At 66.8% G+C, this 15,636-nt stretch carries 12 protein-coding genes and 5 pseudogenes; 5 read left to right on the top strand and 12 right to left on the bottom strand.

Annotation, left to right across the window (positions count from 1 at the left end):
- Positions 1–71: 71 nt before the first annotated feature.
- Positions 72–403 (top strand): annotated as a pseudogene (locus tag MDN94_RS36930) (transposase); the annotation flags it as partial.
- A 78-nt stretch (positions 404–481) separates the two neighbouring features.
- Here MDN94_RS36930 and MDN94_RS36925 read toward each other — a convergent pair.
- The 4 genes and pseudogenes from MDN94_RS36925 to MDN94_RS36910 all read right to left on the bottom strand — a co-directional run.
- Positions 482–863 (bottom strand): annotated as a pseudogene (locus MDN94_RS36925) (transposase); the annotation flags it as partial.
- Between the two features lie 154 nt (positions 864–1,017).
- Positions 1,018–2,616 (bottom strand): serine/threonine-protein kinase, encoded by a 1,599-nt coding sequence (locus MDN94_RS36920; protein WP_482730139.1) that lies wholly within the window; start codon positions 2,614–2,616, stop codon positions 1,018–1,020.
- A gap of 135 nt (positions 2,617–2,751) precedes the next feature.
- Entirely contained in the window at positions 2,752–3,045 is a 294-nt protein-coding gene (locus MDN94_RS36915) for a transposase (RefSeq protein WP_482730138.1), read from the bottom strand.
- 13 nt (positions 3,046–3,058) lie between these two features.
- Positions 3,059–3,259: pseudogene (locus tag MDN94_RS36910) on the bottom strand (transposase); the annotation flags it as partial.
- A 70-nt stretch (positions 3,260–3,329) separates the two neighbouring features.
- On the opposite strand from MDN94_RS36910, the gene MDN94_RS36905 reads away from it, so the two are divergent.
- Positions 3,330–3,836: a hypothetical protein gene (locus MDN94_RS36905; RefSeq protein ID WP_482730137.1), complete on the top strand. Its 507-nt coding sequence runs from the start codon at positions 3,330–3,332 to the stop codon at positions 3,834–3,836.
- A 326-nt stretch (positions 3,837–4,162) separates the two neighbouring features.
- Here the strand turns inward: MDN94_RS36905 and MDN94_RS36900 are convergent, their stop codons facing one another.
- Positions 4,163–5,662 carry a helix-turn-helix domain-containing protein gene (locus tag MDN94_RS36900; protein WP_482730136.1) on the bottom strand — a complete coding sequence of 500 codons (1,500 nt, stop codon included), beginning with the start codon at positions 5,660–5,662 and terminating at the stop codon, positions 4,163–4,165.
- A 99-nt stretch (positions 5,663–5,761) separates the two neighbouring features.
- Positions 5,762–5,959, bottom strand: coding sequence for a hypothetical protein (locus MDN94_RS36895; protein ID WP_482730135.1), 198 nt, complete (start codon positions 5,957–5,959; stop codon positions 5,762–5,764).
- Between the two features lie 853 nt (positions 5,960–6,812).
- Between MDN94_RS36895 and MDN94_RS36890 the strand changes: the two genes are divergently transcribed.
- Together MDN94_RS36890 and MDN94_RS36885 are read left to right on the top strand one after the other, a co-directional pair.
- On the top strand, positions 6,813–8,012 hold the full coding sequence (locus MDN94_RS36890) for a M4 family metallopeptidase (RefSeq protein WP_482730134.1): 1,200 nt from the start codon (positions 6,813–6,815) through the stop codon (positions 8,010–8,012).
- A gap of 37 nt (positions 8,013–8,049) precedes the next feature.
- A complete protein-coding gene (locus MDN94_RS36885) occupies positions 8,050–8,355 on the top strand; it encodes a protealysin inhibitor emfourin (protein WP_482730133.1) in 306 nt (101 codons plus the stop codon).
- Between the two features lie 81 nt (positions 8,356–8,436).
- Here the strand turns inward: MDN94_RS36885 and MDN94_RS36880 are convergent, their stop codons facing one another.
- Positions 8,437–8,808: a hypothetical protein gene (locus MDN94_RS36880; protein ID WP_482730243.1), complete on the bottom strand. Its 372-nt coding sequence runs from the start codon at positions 8,806–8,808 to the stop codon at positions 8,437–8,439.
- Between the two features lie 288 nt (positions 8,809–9,096).
- On the opposite strand from MDN94_RS36880, the pseudogene MDN94_RS36875 reads away from it, so the two are divergent.
- Positions 9,097–9,204 (top strand): annotated as a pseudogene (locus MDN94_RS36875) (IS5/IS1182 family transposase); the annotation flags it as partial.
- Positions 9,205–9,454: 250 nt separating this feature from the next.
- Here the strand turns inward: MDN94_RS36875 and MDN94_RS36870 are convergent.
- The 5 genes and pseudogenes from MDN94_RS36870 to MDN94_RS36850 form a co-directional block, all read right to left on the bottom strand.
- Positions 9,455–10,708, bottom strand: coding sequence for a hypothetical protein (locus MDN94_RS36870; RefSeq protein ID WP_482730132.1), 1,254 nt, complete (start codon positions 10,706–10,708; stop codon positions 9,455–9,457).
- Entirely contained in the window at positions 10,708–11,958 is a 1,251-nt protein-coding gene (locus MDN94_RS36865; RefSeq protein WP_482730131.1) for a hypothetical protein, read from the bottom strand. The genes MDN94_RS36870 and MDN94_RS36865 overlap by 1 nt, the downstream gene beginning before the upstream one ends.
- 337 nt (positions 11,959–12,295) lie before the next feature.
- Positions 12,296–12,850: a telomere-protecting terminal protein Tpg gene (tpg, locus tag MDN94_RS36860; RefSeq protein ID WP_482730130.1), complete on the bottom strand. Its 555-nt coding sequence runs from the start codon at positions 12,848–12,850 to the stop codon at positions 12,296–12,298.
- A 3-nt stretch (positions 12,851–12,853) separates the two neighbouring features.
- Complete coding sequence (tap, locus tag MDN94_RS36855; protein ID WP_482730129.1) at positions 12,854–15,010, bottom strand: telomere-associated protein Tap; 2,157 nt, start codon at positions 15,008–15,010, stop codon at positions 12,854–12,856.
- A 359-nt stretch (positions 15,011–15,369) separates the two neighbouring features.
- Positions 15,370–15,532 (bottom strand): annotated as a pseudogene (locus MDN94_RS36850) (SCO5555 family protein); the annotation flags it as partial.
- Between the last annotated feature and the right edge of the window lie 104 nt (positions 15,533–15,636).

Here is a 15,636-nt window from a genome sequence, read left to right as displayed (position 1 = left end):
GTCCACCGGCCGACACAGCCTCGAACAACCTTGCAGCCACCCAGCAGACCCAACTGAAACGGCGAGGCTGAAGGTTCTCCGAGTTCTCCGACACCTGGCGCAGGAATACCCGGCGATCGTTCGGCTCTGGGAGAACGCGTGGGAGGAGTTCACCCCGTCCCTCCGCTTCGACACCGAGGTCTGCCGCATGGTCTGCACCGCCAACGTGATCGAGTCCGTCAACGCCAGTATCCGGCGGGCGTTCAAGGCCCGGACACTTCCCGAACGAGCAGGCCGCCTTGAAGTGCGTCTACATGGCCATCACCACCGGCAATGACCATGCCCGCTGGACCACGTGAGGGGAGACCGCGGTGAAGCCTTCGACATCACACTCGACGACCGACTCTCCGCAGCGCGTCAGTAAGCAACAACCGCAGTCGCACCTTTCGTTTGGCCCTGTCTCACTTTCGGTGGTGACGGTGCGTGCTGCCATCCGAGGATGGATGCGATGGCGAAGCAGGGTGAAGCTGGCGCGTCCGTGCATCTGGCGCGCGATCCGCTTGGTCTTGGTGTTGACGCCCTCGGTGGGGCCGTTGCTGTACGGCAGCGTGAGGGCAGCGGTCACGGCATCGCGGTCTCGTTCCAGACCTCGGGCGAAGGCATGCAGGTAGGGCAGGTTGGCGCCGCGGATCTGGACGATCCAGCGCGAGAGTGCGTCAGCATTGTCGGCGTGGGACGCAAGGAGCGGACGAAGGCGCCGATACCCGAGGCCAGTTGGGTCATCTCGGGGCAGTCGGCGGTGCGCTTGGCCAAGAGCGCGTGTTGCTCGGCCTTGAGTTGCCGGGCGTGATCAGCAGCATCCGGGCGAGCCGCCGTCGGGAGATTCATCGGTGGTTACAGTAACCAACTCGTCCACCATCGCTTCCATGACGTGACGTCGCATGAGCCGACGGAGCCTTACGATCAGTCACCGCAGTGGTTCCGTCTCCATCTCGGGGCCTCACTCCATCGACTCCAGCCCCCACACGCACAGATGCCTCACTGTTGTTCCTTGGGAGCGCCAACGAAGCCGCTGCATGCCTGGACCGTGCCGTGGACAATCACGACGGTGTACGGGCCCCAAAGCGTCTCCGCTGACCTCTCGTCGTAGGGCTGGTGCAGATCTGCCTCCTGTAACTGCTTGGGCCAGTCGAAGGACCACGTCGTCCGACCCTTGGGCACCCTGACCTGGGTGTCCTCACCTTTAGGAAGGGTGACATGGACGACAGGCGGTTCGTCGAGCCCCCCAGCGTTGCCGACGCTGACTTCGATCACGGCCCTGGAGACATAGCCGCCGTCGTACGCCAAGGGGACCACCGAGACACGGTAGTCACCACTGGAAGCCTCCACCCCCAAGCCAGTGTCCATGGCACACTTCCCTCTCATGGGGTCAAACTGGAGGGAGTTGAGCAGCACCGCGGTGTACGAGTCTGTCTGCTCCGCCACCGGAGACTCTTCTGCCGGTTTCGTCGCTTCATCTGACGGCGTCACCGTGGGTTCGTGCAGGACAGGTGTCGAGGCATTGGCGGACGGGATGGAAGTTCCGGTGTCGGGGCGGTCGTTCTCCGGGAGAAGCCAGGTCCCGATGGCCGCTCCAGTGGCCAACAGCGCCACACCCGCCACAGCGAGGGCGCTCCGTTGGCCCCAGTGGCTTGCGGCAGCGGGGATGGGAACAGCGGTGACACGCTCCGCAGCGGCTGCCGCACCTCGCGGGGCACTGGAAGTGGACCAGCGGAAGGCGGCCGCAGTCTTCTCGTGGCCGTAGTCGCGCAGGGACGTGATGTGAGCGATGACTTCGGCCAGGGGCGGCCGTTCATGCGGGTCCTTGTGCATGCATGCGGTGATCAGGCCCCGCAGCTCCTCTGGCACTTCCGAGAGGCACGGCTCCTCGTGCACAACGTGGTACTGGGCGGTGAGAGGTGTGACGCCGCGGAACGCGTGGTCGCCCGATGAGGCAAAGGTCAGGACTGCGCCGAAGGCGAAGACGTCCGAGGCGGCGCTGACCGGCTGACCCTGCACCTGCTCGGGAGAGAAGTAGCCCGGAGTACCCAGAATCGTCCCGGTGTGGGTGGCATGGCTGAAGTCTGCGGCGTAGGCGAGCCCGAAGTCGATGATTTTGGGTCCGTCGACCGTGAGGAGCACGTTTCCTGGTTTGAGGTCCCGGTGGACGAGGCCGGCCTTGTGGATCGATGCAAGGCCGAAGGAGAGGCCAAGGGCCAAGTCCACCGCTGCGTGGAGCTGCAGGGCACCATGCCGATGCACGTGGTCACGCAGTGACAGACCGTCGACGTACTCCGTGGCCAACCACGGATCGTGCCCCTGGGTGTCGAAGCCGACTACTCGGACCGTGTACGGACTCCTGACCGAACTCGCTGCTGTCGCCTCGCGGGTGAACCGGCGCCGGAAGCCTTCCTCCTGCGCGTACTCACTCCTGATGGTCTTGACAGCTACCTGCCGACCTGACCCGTCATGTACGGCTAGATAGACCGTGCCCATTCCTCCGCTGCCGAGCCGTGCGACAGGCCGGAACGAGCCGATCGAACTCGGGTCGTCCTCCTCTAACTCCCACACGTAGACACTCCCCTCCCTCAGCGCCAAGCGCAGACCCTAGCCCCCCACCGCGTTCCACGCGGTGGTGGATGATTACGGTTGCGCGGCAGCGCTCGAACCCTCCGTGGACGTCTGCGGACACCTTGAGCTGAACCGGGTTTCGTAGAGTCCGCCGGTCATGTTTCAGGCGGTCTGCGGTTCTTCTTCCAGGCTTCGCCGGAAGTCGCGTTCGTACTCGGCGGGCGGTACGTAGTCGAGCGCGGAGTGGAGACGTTCCTCGTTGTACCACGTCACCCACTGGAAGATCGCCCGCTCGACCTGCTCGAAGTCCCGCCAAGGGCCCTGCATCTCGATCAGTTCGGCCTTGAAGGTGCCGTTGAAGGCCTCGCCCATGGCGTTGTCATACGAGTCCGCGACGGAGCCAACCGAGGCGGAAGCGCCGACATCTGCCAGCCGCTCGGTGTAGCGGATAGACACATATTGACCGTATTCAACCGGTCGTTGCAACACCAGCTTGTTGGAGCAACTGTAGCTGCTCGTTGAACGCCTCGGCGGGTGTCTTCCAACCGAGCGTCTTGCGGGGTCTGCTGTTGAGAGTGTGAGCGACGGCCTCGACTTCCTCGGCGGACCATCTCGAGAGATCGGTGCCTTTCGGGAAGTACTGGCGCAAGAGCCCGTTGACGCTTCTATGTCAAGCGGCGAGCTGATGCTGGGCGATGTGGTGCTGCCAGGTGGCTCGATCTTGGGTCATGGCGCGATGGATGACATCGATCGGCCACTGGCTGCTGGCGGCAGCCCCCGATCGCGGTGCGGCACGCCAGGAGTGGAACGAGCGCAGCGTTGCACTGTTGCCCTGTGGGGAGTTGTTCTCGGCCGTGCGTATCCCGCCCGCCTTGGTCCACGCCGCGGCGCGCACCACCGACGAGGCGGTCATCGACGCCTACCTGGCCTGCGCCCTGCTGGACGGGCCGGTCATCTGCGACCGGTACGCGGGCTGGTACTACGCCCTGGTGCCCGCGAGTACCGAACTGCGGTGGTACGTTCCCGACATCGTGCACCTGGGCCAGGAGTCCAGCCTCGGTGTGCCCCGGCCGGGACTGACCGGCGCCGGCCATGAACGGGTGTACTGGTCGGTGCCAACCTCCACGGCCGGAGAGCTGTGCTCGCCCAATGGGGTCACCCAACTCGTCATGACCGGCCGGCACCAATACATGCAACGCCCCGACGCCCCTCGGCAGGCCACCGTTGACCGGACAGACGTCTCCTGACCGGCCTGCAGTTCCCTGGTCTGGGGGGTGAAAAGACTCGGCGGGATTCAGCCGCGCCGAGGACGGTGCCGACAGGAGCTGCTGCTGGGGAGCACGACCAGCTCCTGTCGGCCCACTCGCACGGTGGGAGGGGGCGCTCCCCCGGCGACCGCGGCCGGCCGCAGGTGCCGCCAGGAACCGGCCGCGAGCCACGGGCGGGTGCTAATCGCCGGTGGCTGTGATGGTCGGGTTGGCCCTGTCCCCGCGGATGGGGCGGTGGGCGTGGCCCGATGCTGTGTGGTGGGCGCCGCAGCGGAGTCGCATTTCACTTCCTGTGCTGCCGCTGATCACGCTGCTGCGAGAGCAGGGCCGGGGGCAGGCCCTGCGGTGATGCCAAAGGCGAGGGCGACGTCGCGCAGCCCCGGCAGAGACGTCAGGTCACGATCGAGGAGCCGACCAGTTGCCTTCAGGCGGCTGCGAACGGTGGCCTCGGACATGCCGAGCGTCTTAGCTGTCGTCTCGACATGGGTGTCGCTGTCGAGCCAGACCTGCACGGTGCGTGCGAGATCGCCCGTACCTGATTCCAGCGGTTCGACAAGATTTCGGGCCCAGGTCTCGAGCCGCGGGCTGCACAGCAGCTTCTGCAGATCAGGGGCGGCATGGACCGACGGCGCTGTCGTGACCGGCCGTGCGCCCATGTCGAGCGCCAGGCCCACGAGCACCTTGCTGTGCGTGCGGGCGAGATCAAGGTCGAGCAGCTCGCCGACCCTCGCGAGCCGGTAGGCGATCGTGTTGCGGTGCACGTTGAGGATGCGCGCGGCCTCGGTGTAGGGGTTGCTGAGTGCCACGGGCAGCGTGCGGCGGAGGTCCGCAGCGTGGGTGGAGGGCAGGCGGTCGAGCGGAGCGAGGAACGCGCGGGCCCACGCGCTGGCGGGAAAGGGATCCAGCAGATCAACCGGGTTGGCGCTGCCGGCCTGCAGGACGGGCTGCTGGATGTATCGGCTCAGCCGTACCGCACCCTGGGCTTCGTGATAGGCGCTCAGGGCCTGACGGAAGGGACGGGGGTTACTTCCGCCCAGTCGGGGGCTGCTCGCCATCGTGAGCACCAGGCCATGGAGATCACGCGCAAGGCCGGTCGAAGCGTCGGCGTCTGCGGTCACGGGTTCCACGACCACGATCTGCCGGTCGCGGTGGGGGCAGCGAACGACCAATGCGCGGTCGGCCACGACCGCTTCGTGCCTGCGCAGCATCGCCTCACGCTGCTGGGCGCTCCCGCACTCGATGACGTAGACGCGCAGGTTGTCCGAGGCCCGGAAGCCTGGAACGAGGGCATCCAGTACCTTCAGGGCCTTGTCTGGCTCACCGTTGAGGAACAGCAGGTGAGCGGCTGCTCGTGCTTCCCGCGCGGACTGCGCGGCGGCCTCGAACCCTCGGTGCGCCTGATCGACAAGCCCGCACAGCTTCGCCGCGTGCTGGATGAGCATCGCGTCGGAGTGGTCGAGCGGGGCCTTGGCCTCTACATCCAGCACTGCGTCACCGCGGCCCGTGGGTGTCAGCGATACACGCCTCGCATGGGTGGGGCCCTGAGATGCGGGACGCGTCCACGTGGAGCTGTGTGCGGCTGCGAGTACGCCTCGGCAGGTGTCCCGCACCAGCACACGTGCGTCGAGCACGGTCGCGAGCCAGTCGACGACGCGCTGTATCGTCCGCTCGTCGGCCAGTTGTGACGGCAGTCTCTGCAGGAGTTCGTGGTGGCGGTTCGCCTGCCGTTCCACGTAGCGGATGCGGCAGCGGTCCAGCTCGCTTGCGAGCCGCTGCCAGACCTCGAGACGTGCTGTGGTCGTCATCACTGGCATGGCGAGACGGTCGGCAGTGCTGAGCATGCTCGGTGAGAAGACGTCGGCGGTCTCGGAGCCGGTGCCCCCGCTATCGCGAGGCCCGCGGCTCTATGCCCGTGTGGAGTGCAGCAGGAACAATGTCGCGGGAGGGTGGTGATCGTCGCTGGTGTGGCCCAGGCGGTCGAGTTGGTCGTGTTCCAGGAAGGCCAGCGTCGAGACGTTCGCGAGAGCGGACACGGTGCAGCCAGCGAGGACTTCGAGTTCCAGTTCCCGGTGGTGCTGTACCAGATAGGCGAGATTCAACATGTCTCCCTCCATCACTGTGCCCTAATCCCGCTGCCGATGACGGGAAGGTGGGTGCGCGAGGCAGGCGTCATCAGCCGGCACGACCGGCTGAGCAGGCCGGCAGCATGAACTGATCACTCTCGCACTTCGCACTCTCGAGTCACCGCGGCTTCGGCGGCCCGCAGCACTCACGAATCCCCAGGGTGGCCCGTCGCATCTGCGTACTGAGCGATACGCAGGCGTCTGAACGGAGTCACCCGGTCGGAGCGAAATGGAGCATCACGTAACCCCCGTCCGTTCGGTTGGTCAGCAAACGGTGAACACCCTTCAGCGCACGATGTCTGGGTCTCATCATCGCCATCTGCGGCTTCCTGACCAGCGAGGGAAAGTCGGTTTCCGCTTTTCCCCTCACAAGGAGACCCTTTGCCCCCTTTGCGGTATTAGTCAGCCGGGTCTCGAACGAACAGCCGCCGCGCTCGCTCCGTAGCAACGGGACGCGGTACGACACTCTGCTGGTCGACGTCGAATCCGGCCGCGCTGTCGATGAATCAGAACGTTCCGGCGCGCTCGCGTTGCGTTTGCCAGCCATTACAACCGGCAGGAGACTGGTGGTATCAGCGTGGCCCTGCCGGGGGAATCGGGGCTAGTCGGCGCCCGACTCCGCTTCCACTGCCGCCGCACCAGCGGGTACCCACTGTTGTCTGCTGTGCCGCGCGGCCACCCCGGTCTGTTCAGGGGGCCGCGGCAGGCTGCGCCCCGCCCGTTCGAAGGTCAGGAAGCCGTCCGCGCGTGGGTGGGTTCGAAGCCGTTGTCGGCACCTCGGTCCTTGGGCCCGGATGATCAACCGTCGGTCCTCTCACTCAGGAGGTATCCCATGAGTAGGACCCGCCCGATCAACTGCATCATCCCCCCGTACATTCTCGAAAAGCTCATGGAGAGCGACGACCGTGATGTCCGCCAGGCCGCCTTGGAGACTCTGCTGACCACGGCACGCCTGCGCGGTGAGCGCTCGGTCCGAGCGAGTTTCGCCGCCGCGGCCGCCCCCGGCAGCGGCCGGCGCACCATATTCGACTGCCAGCAGACTGAATCCTTTACCAACGCCGTCCTGGCCAGGTCGGAAGACGGACTGGCGGAGTCCCTGGACGAGTCCGTCAACCAGGCGTTCGAAGCACTCGGCGTGACACGTGACTTCTTCAAGGAGGTGTTCCACCGCAATTCGGTCGACGGCCGGGGGATGCGCCTGGACGGGTTCGTCCACTACGGCCTCATGTACGACAACGCCTTCTGGGACGGACGGCGCATGGTGTTCGGCGACGGTGACGGAGATCGGGTCGGCGACCTCACCCGATCCCTCGATGTGATCGCCCACGAGTTGGCACACGGAGTCACCGATTTCACCTCGGGGTTCGAGTACCACAAACAGTCCGGGGCCCTGAACGAGTCGATGTCGGACGTCTTCGGGTCGCTGGTCAAGCAGTGGCACCTGAAGGAGACGGCCGAAGAGGCGGACTGGCTGATCGGGGCCGACGTGTGGACCCCGGCAATCAAGGGCGACGCCTTGCGATCACTGAAGGCCCCGGGGACGGCGTTCACAGGTGACCCCCAGCCCGACCGTATGAGCAAGTTCGTCGACAAGCCCGACACCTTCTTCGGTGACTGGGGCGGCGTGCACTACAACTCCGGCATTCCGAACAAGGCGTTCTACCTGGCTTCCGTGGGCATCAGCGGATTCGCATGGGAGGCTGCCGGGACCATCTGGTACGAATCGCTCAAGGCGTCCACCGCCGACGATAAGTTCGAGGACTTCGCCGAGACCACCGTCCAGAAGGCCGGGCAATTGTGCGGCGTCGGCAGCCCCGAGCAGTCGGCCGTGATGGCGGCGTGGCAGGAGGTGGAGGTCCCACTGAAGAGTGTCCCGAGCGGCCTCGCCCGGGCACGGAGCTATGCGTTCAACAGGCACGGTGGCGCGGGCCGGGACGACGGTCTGGCAGCCCTGACCAGGCAGTTCGGCGCACTAAACGACATGGTGACGGGGCTGGCCAAGGAGGTGGCCAAGCTGAAGGGCGCCAGGTGACCACCGGATTTTCCCGCCGGTCGAGAGGCTGCGCGCAATGAAGGTGACTCTGGAGTCGTACGGCGGGCTGGCGGCGGCTGCAAACCTCCGCCGCTGGCCCAACATGCTGAACACGGATGACCTGCCTGAAAGCGCTGCGGCCGAGCTGGTGCGGCTGGTGGCGGCGGCCGTAGCGATGCCCGAGGAGGAGCAGAACGGTCGCGGCAGGGACGCGATGAGCTACGTGATCACGGTGGAGGACGGTGGCCGCTCGACGGTTCTCACGCAGTCGGACACCGCCAAGTCCCCCGAGTTCGCGGCCCTGCTCGCCTGGCTCCGAGGCCACTTCGCGCGGCAGCGGTAAAGCGGCACACGTCATCTGCTCGAAGGCGAGCACGCGGGGCCGCACAGCTCCGTGCACGTCGGACAGACCGCCGTAGCGAGGTCAGTCCGCGTAGATGAAGACCAGGCACAGAGCCGCGAACGGGACGACGGACGCGCCGAGCAGCGTCAGCACCGCCGGGACCGCCGCCGTCAGTCGCTCCTTGCCCTTGTCCCGGCCCGAGCGGAACACCACGCGGGCCAAGATGAGCGGCAGCGTCACGAGGGCGAGGAAGATCACCGGAGCCAAGAACCGGCTGAACGCGGTGGTGCCACTGTCGGTGACCAGATGCCAAGTGGTCGTACCGAAGACCACTGCTGGGGCGGCCAGCACACCGGCCGAGAGAGCCGACGCCACGGCGACGGTCAGCCCTTCGGTCAGCCGCTCGGCACGCGCAGGCTCCCGGCGCGCTTCCGTTATCCCGCTGTCCCTCATGCCCGCTCCCCCAGTTGTCGCAGTTCGGTACCCGCAGCGTTCCGGTCGAGCCGCTCAGTTCTTGGTCAGCAGAAAACGACACTGCCAAGTGGACACGATGATCTCACGGGCCCACCGGCCCAGCGGAGATCTCCGCTGCTCTGTACGACTCGCTTCCGGCTCGGCCAGCGACCGCTTCCGCGGTCGGTCTCGCACCCGCTGGACAAACGCACCGTCCCACCCAACGCCATACCGTCACGCGTCTCATGCAACGTCACTGACTACGCAGGTCCGGGCTCTCGCCGCAGCGCAACCCTCAAGTCCTGGCGGTTCCTCCGCAAGCTGCGGTGCTCAACCATCCGGATCACCAAACTCGTCCAGGCCGTCCTCACCCTTCATCTGACCAGCTCAGAGTGAGGATGGAAAAGGCTCACTGAGTGTTTCAGTTGGCGGGTGCGCGCTTGAGCTGGCGAGTTTCGCCGCCTGCCGGGCGACCGCTTGGTGAGACTGGCCCGAGACGCGGTCCCGCCCGAGCGCGTCTTGTCACGTTCAGCAGTCCGCAGGAGGGCCTTGGCCTGGCAAGTCCTCGATGCCGCTGCGGCTTCGGCCAGGCCGTGCACCGATGCCAAAGCCAGGGACAGTCCGAGCAACTTTTGCCGGTACGACGCTATTCGGCGGGGCGCGCCTCGTGCGCGAGCTTGGGGGTGGTGTGCTCAGCTTGCACGGCGGACCGGTCGGGGATGGTCGGCGCGGCCCGGCGGAAGTCCAGGTCGTCGAATTCTCCTATTGTGTCGGCGAGCTGGTCGCCGACGATGTCGCGCAGCACCTTGATGGCCGTCACCAAGAGGTATCTGTGTTCAGGGGTGAACAGATGGTCGAAGGCGGCCTCGGTATATGCGAGGTCGCCGCAGCGTGCGTCGAAGCAAGCCAGTTCGGCGGTCTGGACGAGGTCCCGCGCGATCGCGGGGTTGGCTCGCAGCTTGGTGACCAGGCCGATGTAGCGGTCAAGCCACTCGGGTGGTTCGGCGACAATGGATTGGAGGCTGGCGACGGCGATGTCCTGCCGGGTGGCGCCGACCCTGGTGTAGCTGTCGTGGATGCGCCGGACTTGGTGTTGGACGAGTTCGTCTGCCTGGCTGAGGATTGCCAGGATCTGGCTGTTGTCGGGATCGCCGAGGGTGACTGCGCGGGCGACCCGTTCCCTCAGGTCGCTGGCGGGTACGACATCCAGGCGGGAGGCGTCGCGGATTGCGGCCAGCAGCAGCGCGATCAGGGCGTGGCTGGCCAAGATCTGTGAGGTCGGATTCGGGACGACGCCCTGGCGTGTGGCGGAGTTCAGCGCGACCAGCGCGTTAAGACATTCGGGAGAGTCGGCCAGCAGGCTATCGGCACGCAGAAACGCCACCAGTCCACCGGGGATGTGTTTGAGTCCCTTGAGCTGGGTGTCAGTGCGACGTTCCGCCTGTTCACAGCCCATGCCCTGGATGTGGGCGAATCGTTCGGGTACCCAGGCGTGGCCCTCCTCCCTAAGGGCGAGGGTCTGCATGTCCATGATCTGCAGATCCAGCGCCTGGGCGATGGTCCGGCCCCGGCGGGTGATGGTTTGGCGAACGAGGACGGCTCGTTGGGTTCCGGTCAGGCGCTGCAGTCCGGAGAGCCACAACAGCCGATCTGGCTCGCCGGACTGTCCCTTGGTGGTCTTGCATTCCAAAACCGACAGGCTCGTCCGCAGCCGGCCGTCGATGTCGACCGCGAGCACGTCAAGGTCGGTCAGGATGTCGCGCCCCCGGTCGGCGGCTACCCGCAACGGGACCCGCAGGCGAGCTAGGGCGCCCTCAGCGAACTCGAGGCGTCCCACCCGCCGCTCCAAGTCCGCGCCTGGGTCCTCGGGACGAGTGCGGTTCGTCTGGGTGGCCGCCACTAGAAGTTCCTCCGGGCCGTCGTGTCGCGCAGGGCTGACATGAACCGCCGCGAGTCGGCGTCGTCCAATACGACCGCGGTGGCGACTTGGGCGCGCTCGCGTTCCAGGTGGTTGTACGAGCGTTGCTCGCCGATCCCGGCAAAAGTCGTGTTCTCGCCGCCAGCGGTGTTCCCGCGCGCGTCGAGGATCGCGAGCGCTTGCTCCGCGACCTCGGCCTGCAGCAGGCGCATCCGAGCACGGCGGCCCTCGCCTACGACTTCGATGGTTCCAGCGGTTTCGAGCATGGCGTAGTCCTCCGCGATGCGCTCGTGGTTGCCAGCTTCGCCGTCGCGGATGAGGACGTGCAGGAACGCGCCTGGGCTAGTGAGCTTCCAGGACGCGAACGTCGATGCGTAGATCATGCTGCCGACGAGCTGACGGATGTGGCCGGATGGGTCGCGGGGGTCGGTACCGAACGGGTCTCGATGCAGGTGTGGTGTAAAGAGGAGCTTCTTGTCGCTGGTGGCGACGACCTGGGACCGCTCGACCAACCCGGCACTGACAGCGAAGTCGATCCACCGCTGTTCGGTGCTCTTGACGTGCTCCTCCGGAATACCGGGGGAGGCCATGACCTCCTCAATCAGCGCACCGACCTCTCGCTGCACGCGCGCGTCCTCAGTGCGCAGCGCGGCCGTCACCACCTCGGCGTCACCGACCCAGATGTTCGGATTGAAGACCACCGCGCGACCGTCCTCACTCTGCGCCTCGCGCACGAGGTTGACGGTGATCAGGCAGCCCAACGCCCGCTCGGCAGACTCGTCCCCGTGCCCAGAGCCTGCCTGCAGAGCCGCACGGCGCTCCAACGGCTGGACTGAGGTCGCCCGCATGATCTCCAGCGCGGCACGCTGCGTCGGCGTGGCAAGCAGCATGCCCAGCAGCCGATCCGTCGCACCCAACAGCTCGGCATTCGGCGGAATGAAGGCCGCCACGCTGACCAGCCCCCCGTCGGGTCGCCGGTCGCATTGAACCCAGCCCAGCTGTTCCATCGTAGGCAGCACAAACCGGTCAAGATCCAACGGTCCGATCTTGGCTTCGATGCCGATGGCCCGTACTCGCTCGGCCGAGGAAACTTGGGCGTTACGCAGCCGCCAGGCCATCTCGTAGACCTGCCCGGCAAACCGCAACGTCTCCAGTTCAGCGTGCACAGCCGACACCGAGTAAGCGGTCAGGTGCCGAGAAAAACCCAGGATGAGCTGAGCGTCGCTGATCAAGAATCCCCCTGGACGTGATCCGTGAAGGCTAGACCGACGAGCGTAACGGATAGCAACGTCTTTGCAGGCCCAGCCGATCTCACCAAGCGGTCGCCCGGCACGCGGCGACAATCGCCAGCTCAAGCGCTCACCCGCCAACTGAAACACTCCTTACCTCGTTGGCGGGTTGGTTCCGGTCCTTCGTACGATCGGGAGACCCAGGGGCCTGGGTGTGGCTGAAAGCGCTCATGCCGTACGTGTGGCTTTGACTGATAGGCCGCCCAGTGTCCCGCGACGACACGGCCACTCATTGGGAATCAGTCTCATCTCCCCGGAGCGAGATCGGCCTCCACATCCGTTAGAGCTCGAAGTCGATGTAGTCGACGTCGGTGAACTCGACCTGGAGGTCCTGGGCGCGGCGGCCGTGGTCCTTGAAGTAGATCTCCTGGAGACCTTCGGCGGCGATGGTGCGGAGCTGCTGTTCGGTGGCGCCTTGGTCTTGGGCTTCGAAGAGGCGTGCCGCGTATTGCGGGGGCAGGGCTTGGGTGAGGTGGCGTAGTCGGGCGTCGTCGGTGGTGCCGGGTGCGGCGGTGTAGCCGAAGCGGGCGCGGGTGTCGATGATGATGCCGTCGGTGGTGGCGGCCTGCTGCTTGGCCTTCGCGCGGATCTGTGGCTGCCACCTCTTGGTGACTTCGCGCTCGAGGCGGGCGGCGAGTTCCCTTCGGGGCTTCTTGATCTGGTTCTTCACGTAGCGCTCCACGGTGCGCTGGGTGATGCCCAGGGCTTCGGCGGCGGCTCTGGTGCCTTTGAACTGCTTGACCAGGTATCGCATCTGGGCGCCTGCGGTCTTGGGGAGGGGGCGGGTGAATGCGCCTTGGACCGCTTTGTCGAGGCTGTCGCCGAGCTTGCCCATCTGCTACTCCCCCGTGTCCCTGGTGGCGGCGATGCTGCCGTCCTTGATGTACCGGGCGATGTTGAGGTCGTGTCCGTGCTCTTCGCGGACACCTTCGGCCCACAGAGTGGTCTGGGTGCCTTCGTGCTTGACCATGCCGGGGCTGACGCCGAGCCGGAACCCGCCCGGCAGAGGCTTGCCGTCCTTGTAGGGCAGGAAGTCGAGCGGGCTGGGCCCGTCGGCAGCGTAGACGGCGCAGTCGGAAAGGACTGCGACCGGGTACTGGCCGGTGGCCTGGGCTGTCTTGAGCATCTTGCGGTGCATGTTGATACGCGCCTTGGAGATGACGGCCGCGCGGATGTCCGGCCGCCAGGTGGGCCGGCCCAGAGCGGGCCACGACTGTCCGGGCCGCCAGCCGCCGCCCCGGGGCCGCTCACGGAGCTTGCCGATGCCGCCCTTGACGGTGGCCTTGATGGCCGTGAGGACGACCGCCATCTGCGGGTCGTTCTGCTTGTGAGCGTCCATCGCGGCGAGGAACTCATCGGGGCTCATGCTGGTGGTGACGCCGAGGTCGGCCATGGTGGCGATGTAGGCGTCGCGCAGTCGATTGTACCAGCCGTCCAGGTAGCGGCCGTTCTCGTAGCGCACGTAGGCCTCAATGGGTGTCACCTGGTGCCCGAGCTCCACGGCGTAGGCGACGGTCGGGGTCGCGTACCAGGCCGGGCCGGTCGGGCGTTCGCCGGTCGGCGTGAACGGCGAAGGCAGCCGCGGATCCAGTTCGATGTGGGAGAGGTCGACCAGCCAGGAGCCGGGCAGTTTCGGATCGAACGCCGGCCGCTGGACGTGGACCGGCGCGCCGAGGCCGACGATGGTGCCGTTGGCGGCCGCGGCGAAGGCCATGTTGACGTCGATGCCGACGACGTACCGCTTGGTGCACTCGTCGTCGGTGAGAGGGCGGGCCCAGTCGTAGGCCTCTTCCACCAGGACCTCGGGCGGGGTGCGCTGGTGGAACCGGGGCAGGTCGGCGAGCAGCGGGTGCCCGTCCGGCGCCTCCGGTGGCGCGCAGTCCACCGGCTCGGTTCCCAGCGAGGCGGGGTTGTGCTCGCGGTGCCGCTTGCCCGTCTTGTCCGGCTCGCTCGCCCGGGTCGGCGGGTGCAGGGCGGTCATCAGCTCCAGGCCGGTGACAGCGGTTGAGCCGCGCGGCGTCATCACCCGCTCCGCATAGGTGCCCAGCAGGTTCGCGAGGTCGGGTGCCGACAGGTGCGCGGCATGGCCCCAGGAGCGCTCGTCCAGGGCGTTCCAGCCGAGGATGCACAGCTGCACGCAGGAGCGCTTCGACCCCTGCGCCGGGCGGTAGATACGGGCCCACGGGCCGAACCCGCGCCGTGTGAGCTGCCAGTTCGCCTTGTCCAGCAGCTTGAGGATCTTGTGGTTCTCAGGCAGGCGGCCAGCGCGGCGCTCGTCGTCGGACAGCCGCACCGGCAGGCCGTAACGTTCGGCGGCAGCATCGGTGAGAACCAAAACCGGGTCGGCGTCCTTGCCAGACCGATGCAGGCGCGGCGCGCCGAGTTTCGCCTCCGCGAGGGTCCATTCCACCAGCGCCGGAAGGGACTTGGCCGGGACGTCCAGGACCAGGCCGCCCAAGCAATACGCCGATACTTCCCCGTCGGCGACGTCGATGACGGCCAGCGGGCCATGAGCGAACCGAGGGTCCCCCGTCTGCATCGCGGGTGCGGGCTTTGGTGCCGGCTTCTTCGCCGCCGGACGGCGTGACGTCGGCGCCTCCGCAACGTCCGCCGGCAGAGGGGGCGCGGCGTGAGCAGGACGGGAATGGCGCTGATCGGTCGGGGGGACAGCGACCGGCGCGCTGGGGCCGGTGAACGTTTCCGAAGCCGTGGGCACCTCGTCGACCGGCTCGGCAGCCGGCGCGGGGAAGCGCGCGGCCAGGCCCTCGAGGAGCCGGGAATACGCGGCACGCTTCGGCGGCCGCGGTTCCGTCCGGCCCGCTTCCCAGTTCCCCACAGCCTCACGCCGAGCGTTCAAAGCCGCAGCAATCTGCGCCTGGCTCAGTCCAGCAGCCTCACGCAGACGCTTCCGCTCCCCAGGATCCGGCAGATCATCCTGCGCAACCTGCTCCAACAGCGCATCCACAGCATTGAACAGCTCGTTCTCAGTGGGCATCAGTCCACCTCCATCAGCAATCCTACTCCAATCGCACACTTAGTCGCTCTTGAATCACACAATCAATCGCTCTCGAATCGCACCTGCACTCCGTAGCTGCCCAGCACCGCACTCCTGCCGCGGCAAGCACGGCTGCCCTGGGCCACCGAGGCACGAACCTTCGGATTGGGCATCCCAGTCAGCGGTTCTGCATCAGGAGATGCAGCAGCGTCACTACACCAACGCCCAGCAGGGCAGTGCCGAACGATGGGTGCTCGAAGGCTGCATATGTGGCGCCCCCGCAGCGAGCAGGAGTACCGTCCGCTGATCCAGCCGACCGTGCATAGATGCGGCCCTCCCATGTCTGCGGCGCCCTTGGACTACGGCATCGCTCGGGATGCGATCCGACGGTTCGTGAGCCCATCGAGACGCCTTGCTGTGCCGGCGCGAACGCGTTCGGCCGACCTGTCTGGGCAGCAGCTTCCGGGTCGGCACCATCCGTACACCCTCCGGGACTTGCATGACGCGCACCATCGTGTGCGCTCACAACGGATGCCCCCGATAGTCGGCTGCCCCTGGGAGAGGGCAGCTGGGGCCGAGGCGCCCCCCGCGCCCTTCAGCCTGCCAACACCGAGTGCCGCGGTAGC

The organism is Streptomyces sp. WAC00040, assembly GCF_056835925.1.
This window is presented reverse-complemented; position numbering and strand designations above follow the sequence as displayed.

Coding starts and splice junctions, on each gene's coding strand:
- MDN94_RS36905 (WP_482730137.1), top strand. CDS start 3,330: ATGACATCGATCGGCCACTGGCTGCTGGCGGCAGCCCCCGATCGCGGT.
- MDN94_RS36900 (WP_482730136.1), bottom strand. CDS start 5,662: ATGACGACCACAGCACGTCTCGAGGTCTGGCAGCGGCTCGCAAGCGAG.
- MDN94_RS36895 (WP_482730135.1), bottom strand. CDS start 5,959: ATGTTGAATCTCGCCTATCTGGTACAGCACCACCGGGAACTGGAACTC.
- MDN94_RS36890 (WP_482730134.1), top strand. CDS start 6,813: ATGAGTAGGACCCGCCCGATCAACTGCATCATCCCCCCGTACATTCTC.
- MDN94_RS36885 (WP_482730133.1), top strand. CDS start 8,050: ATGAAGGTGACTCTGGAGTCGTACGGCGGGCTGGCGGCGGCTGCAAAC.
- MDN94_RS36880 (WP_482730243.1), bottom strand. CDS start 8,808: ATGAGGGACAGCGGGATAACGGAAGCGCGCCGGGAGCCTGCGCGTGCC.
- tpg (WP_482730130.1), bottom strand. CDS start 12,850: ATGGGCAAGCTCGGCGACAGCCTCGACAAAGCGGTCCAAGGCGCATTC.
- tap (WP_482730129.1), bottom strand. CDS start 15,010: ATGCCCACTGAGAACGAGCTGTTCAATGCTGTGGATGCGCTGTTGGAG.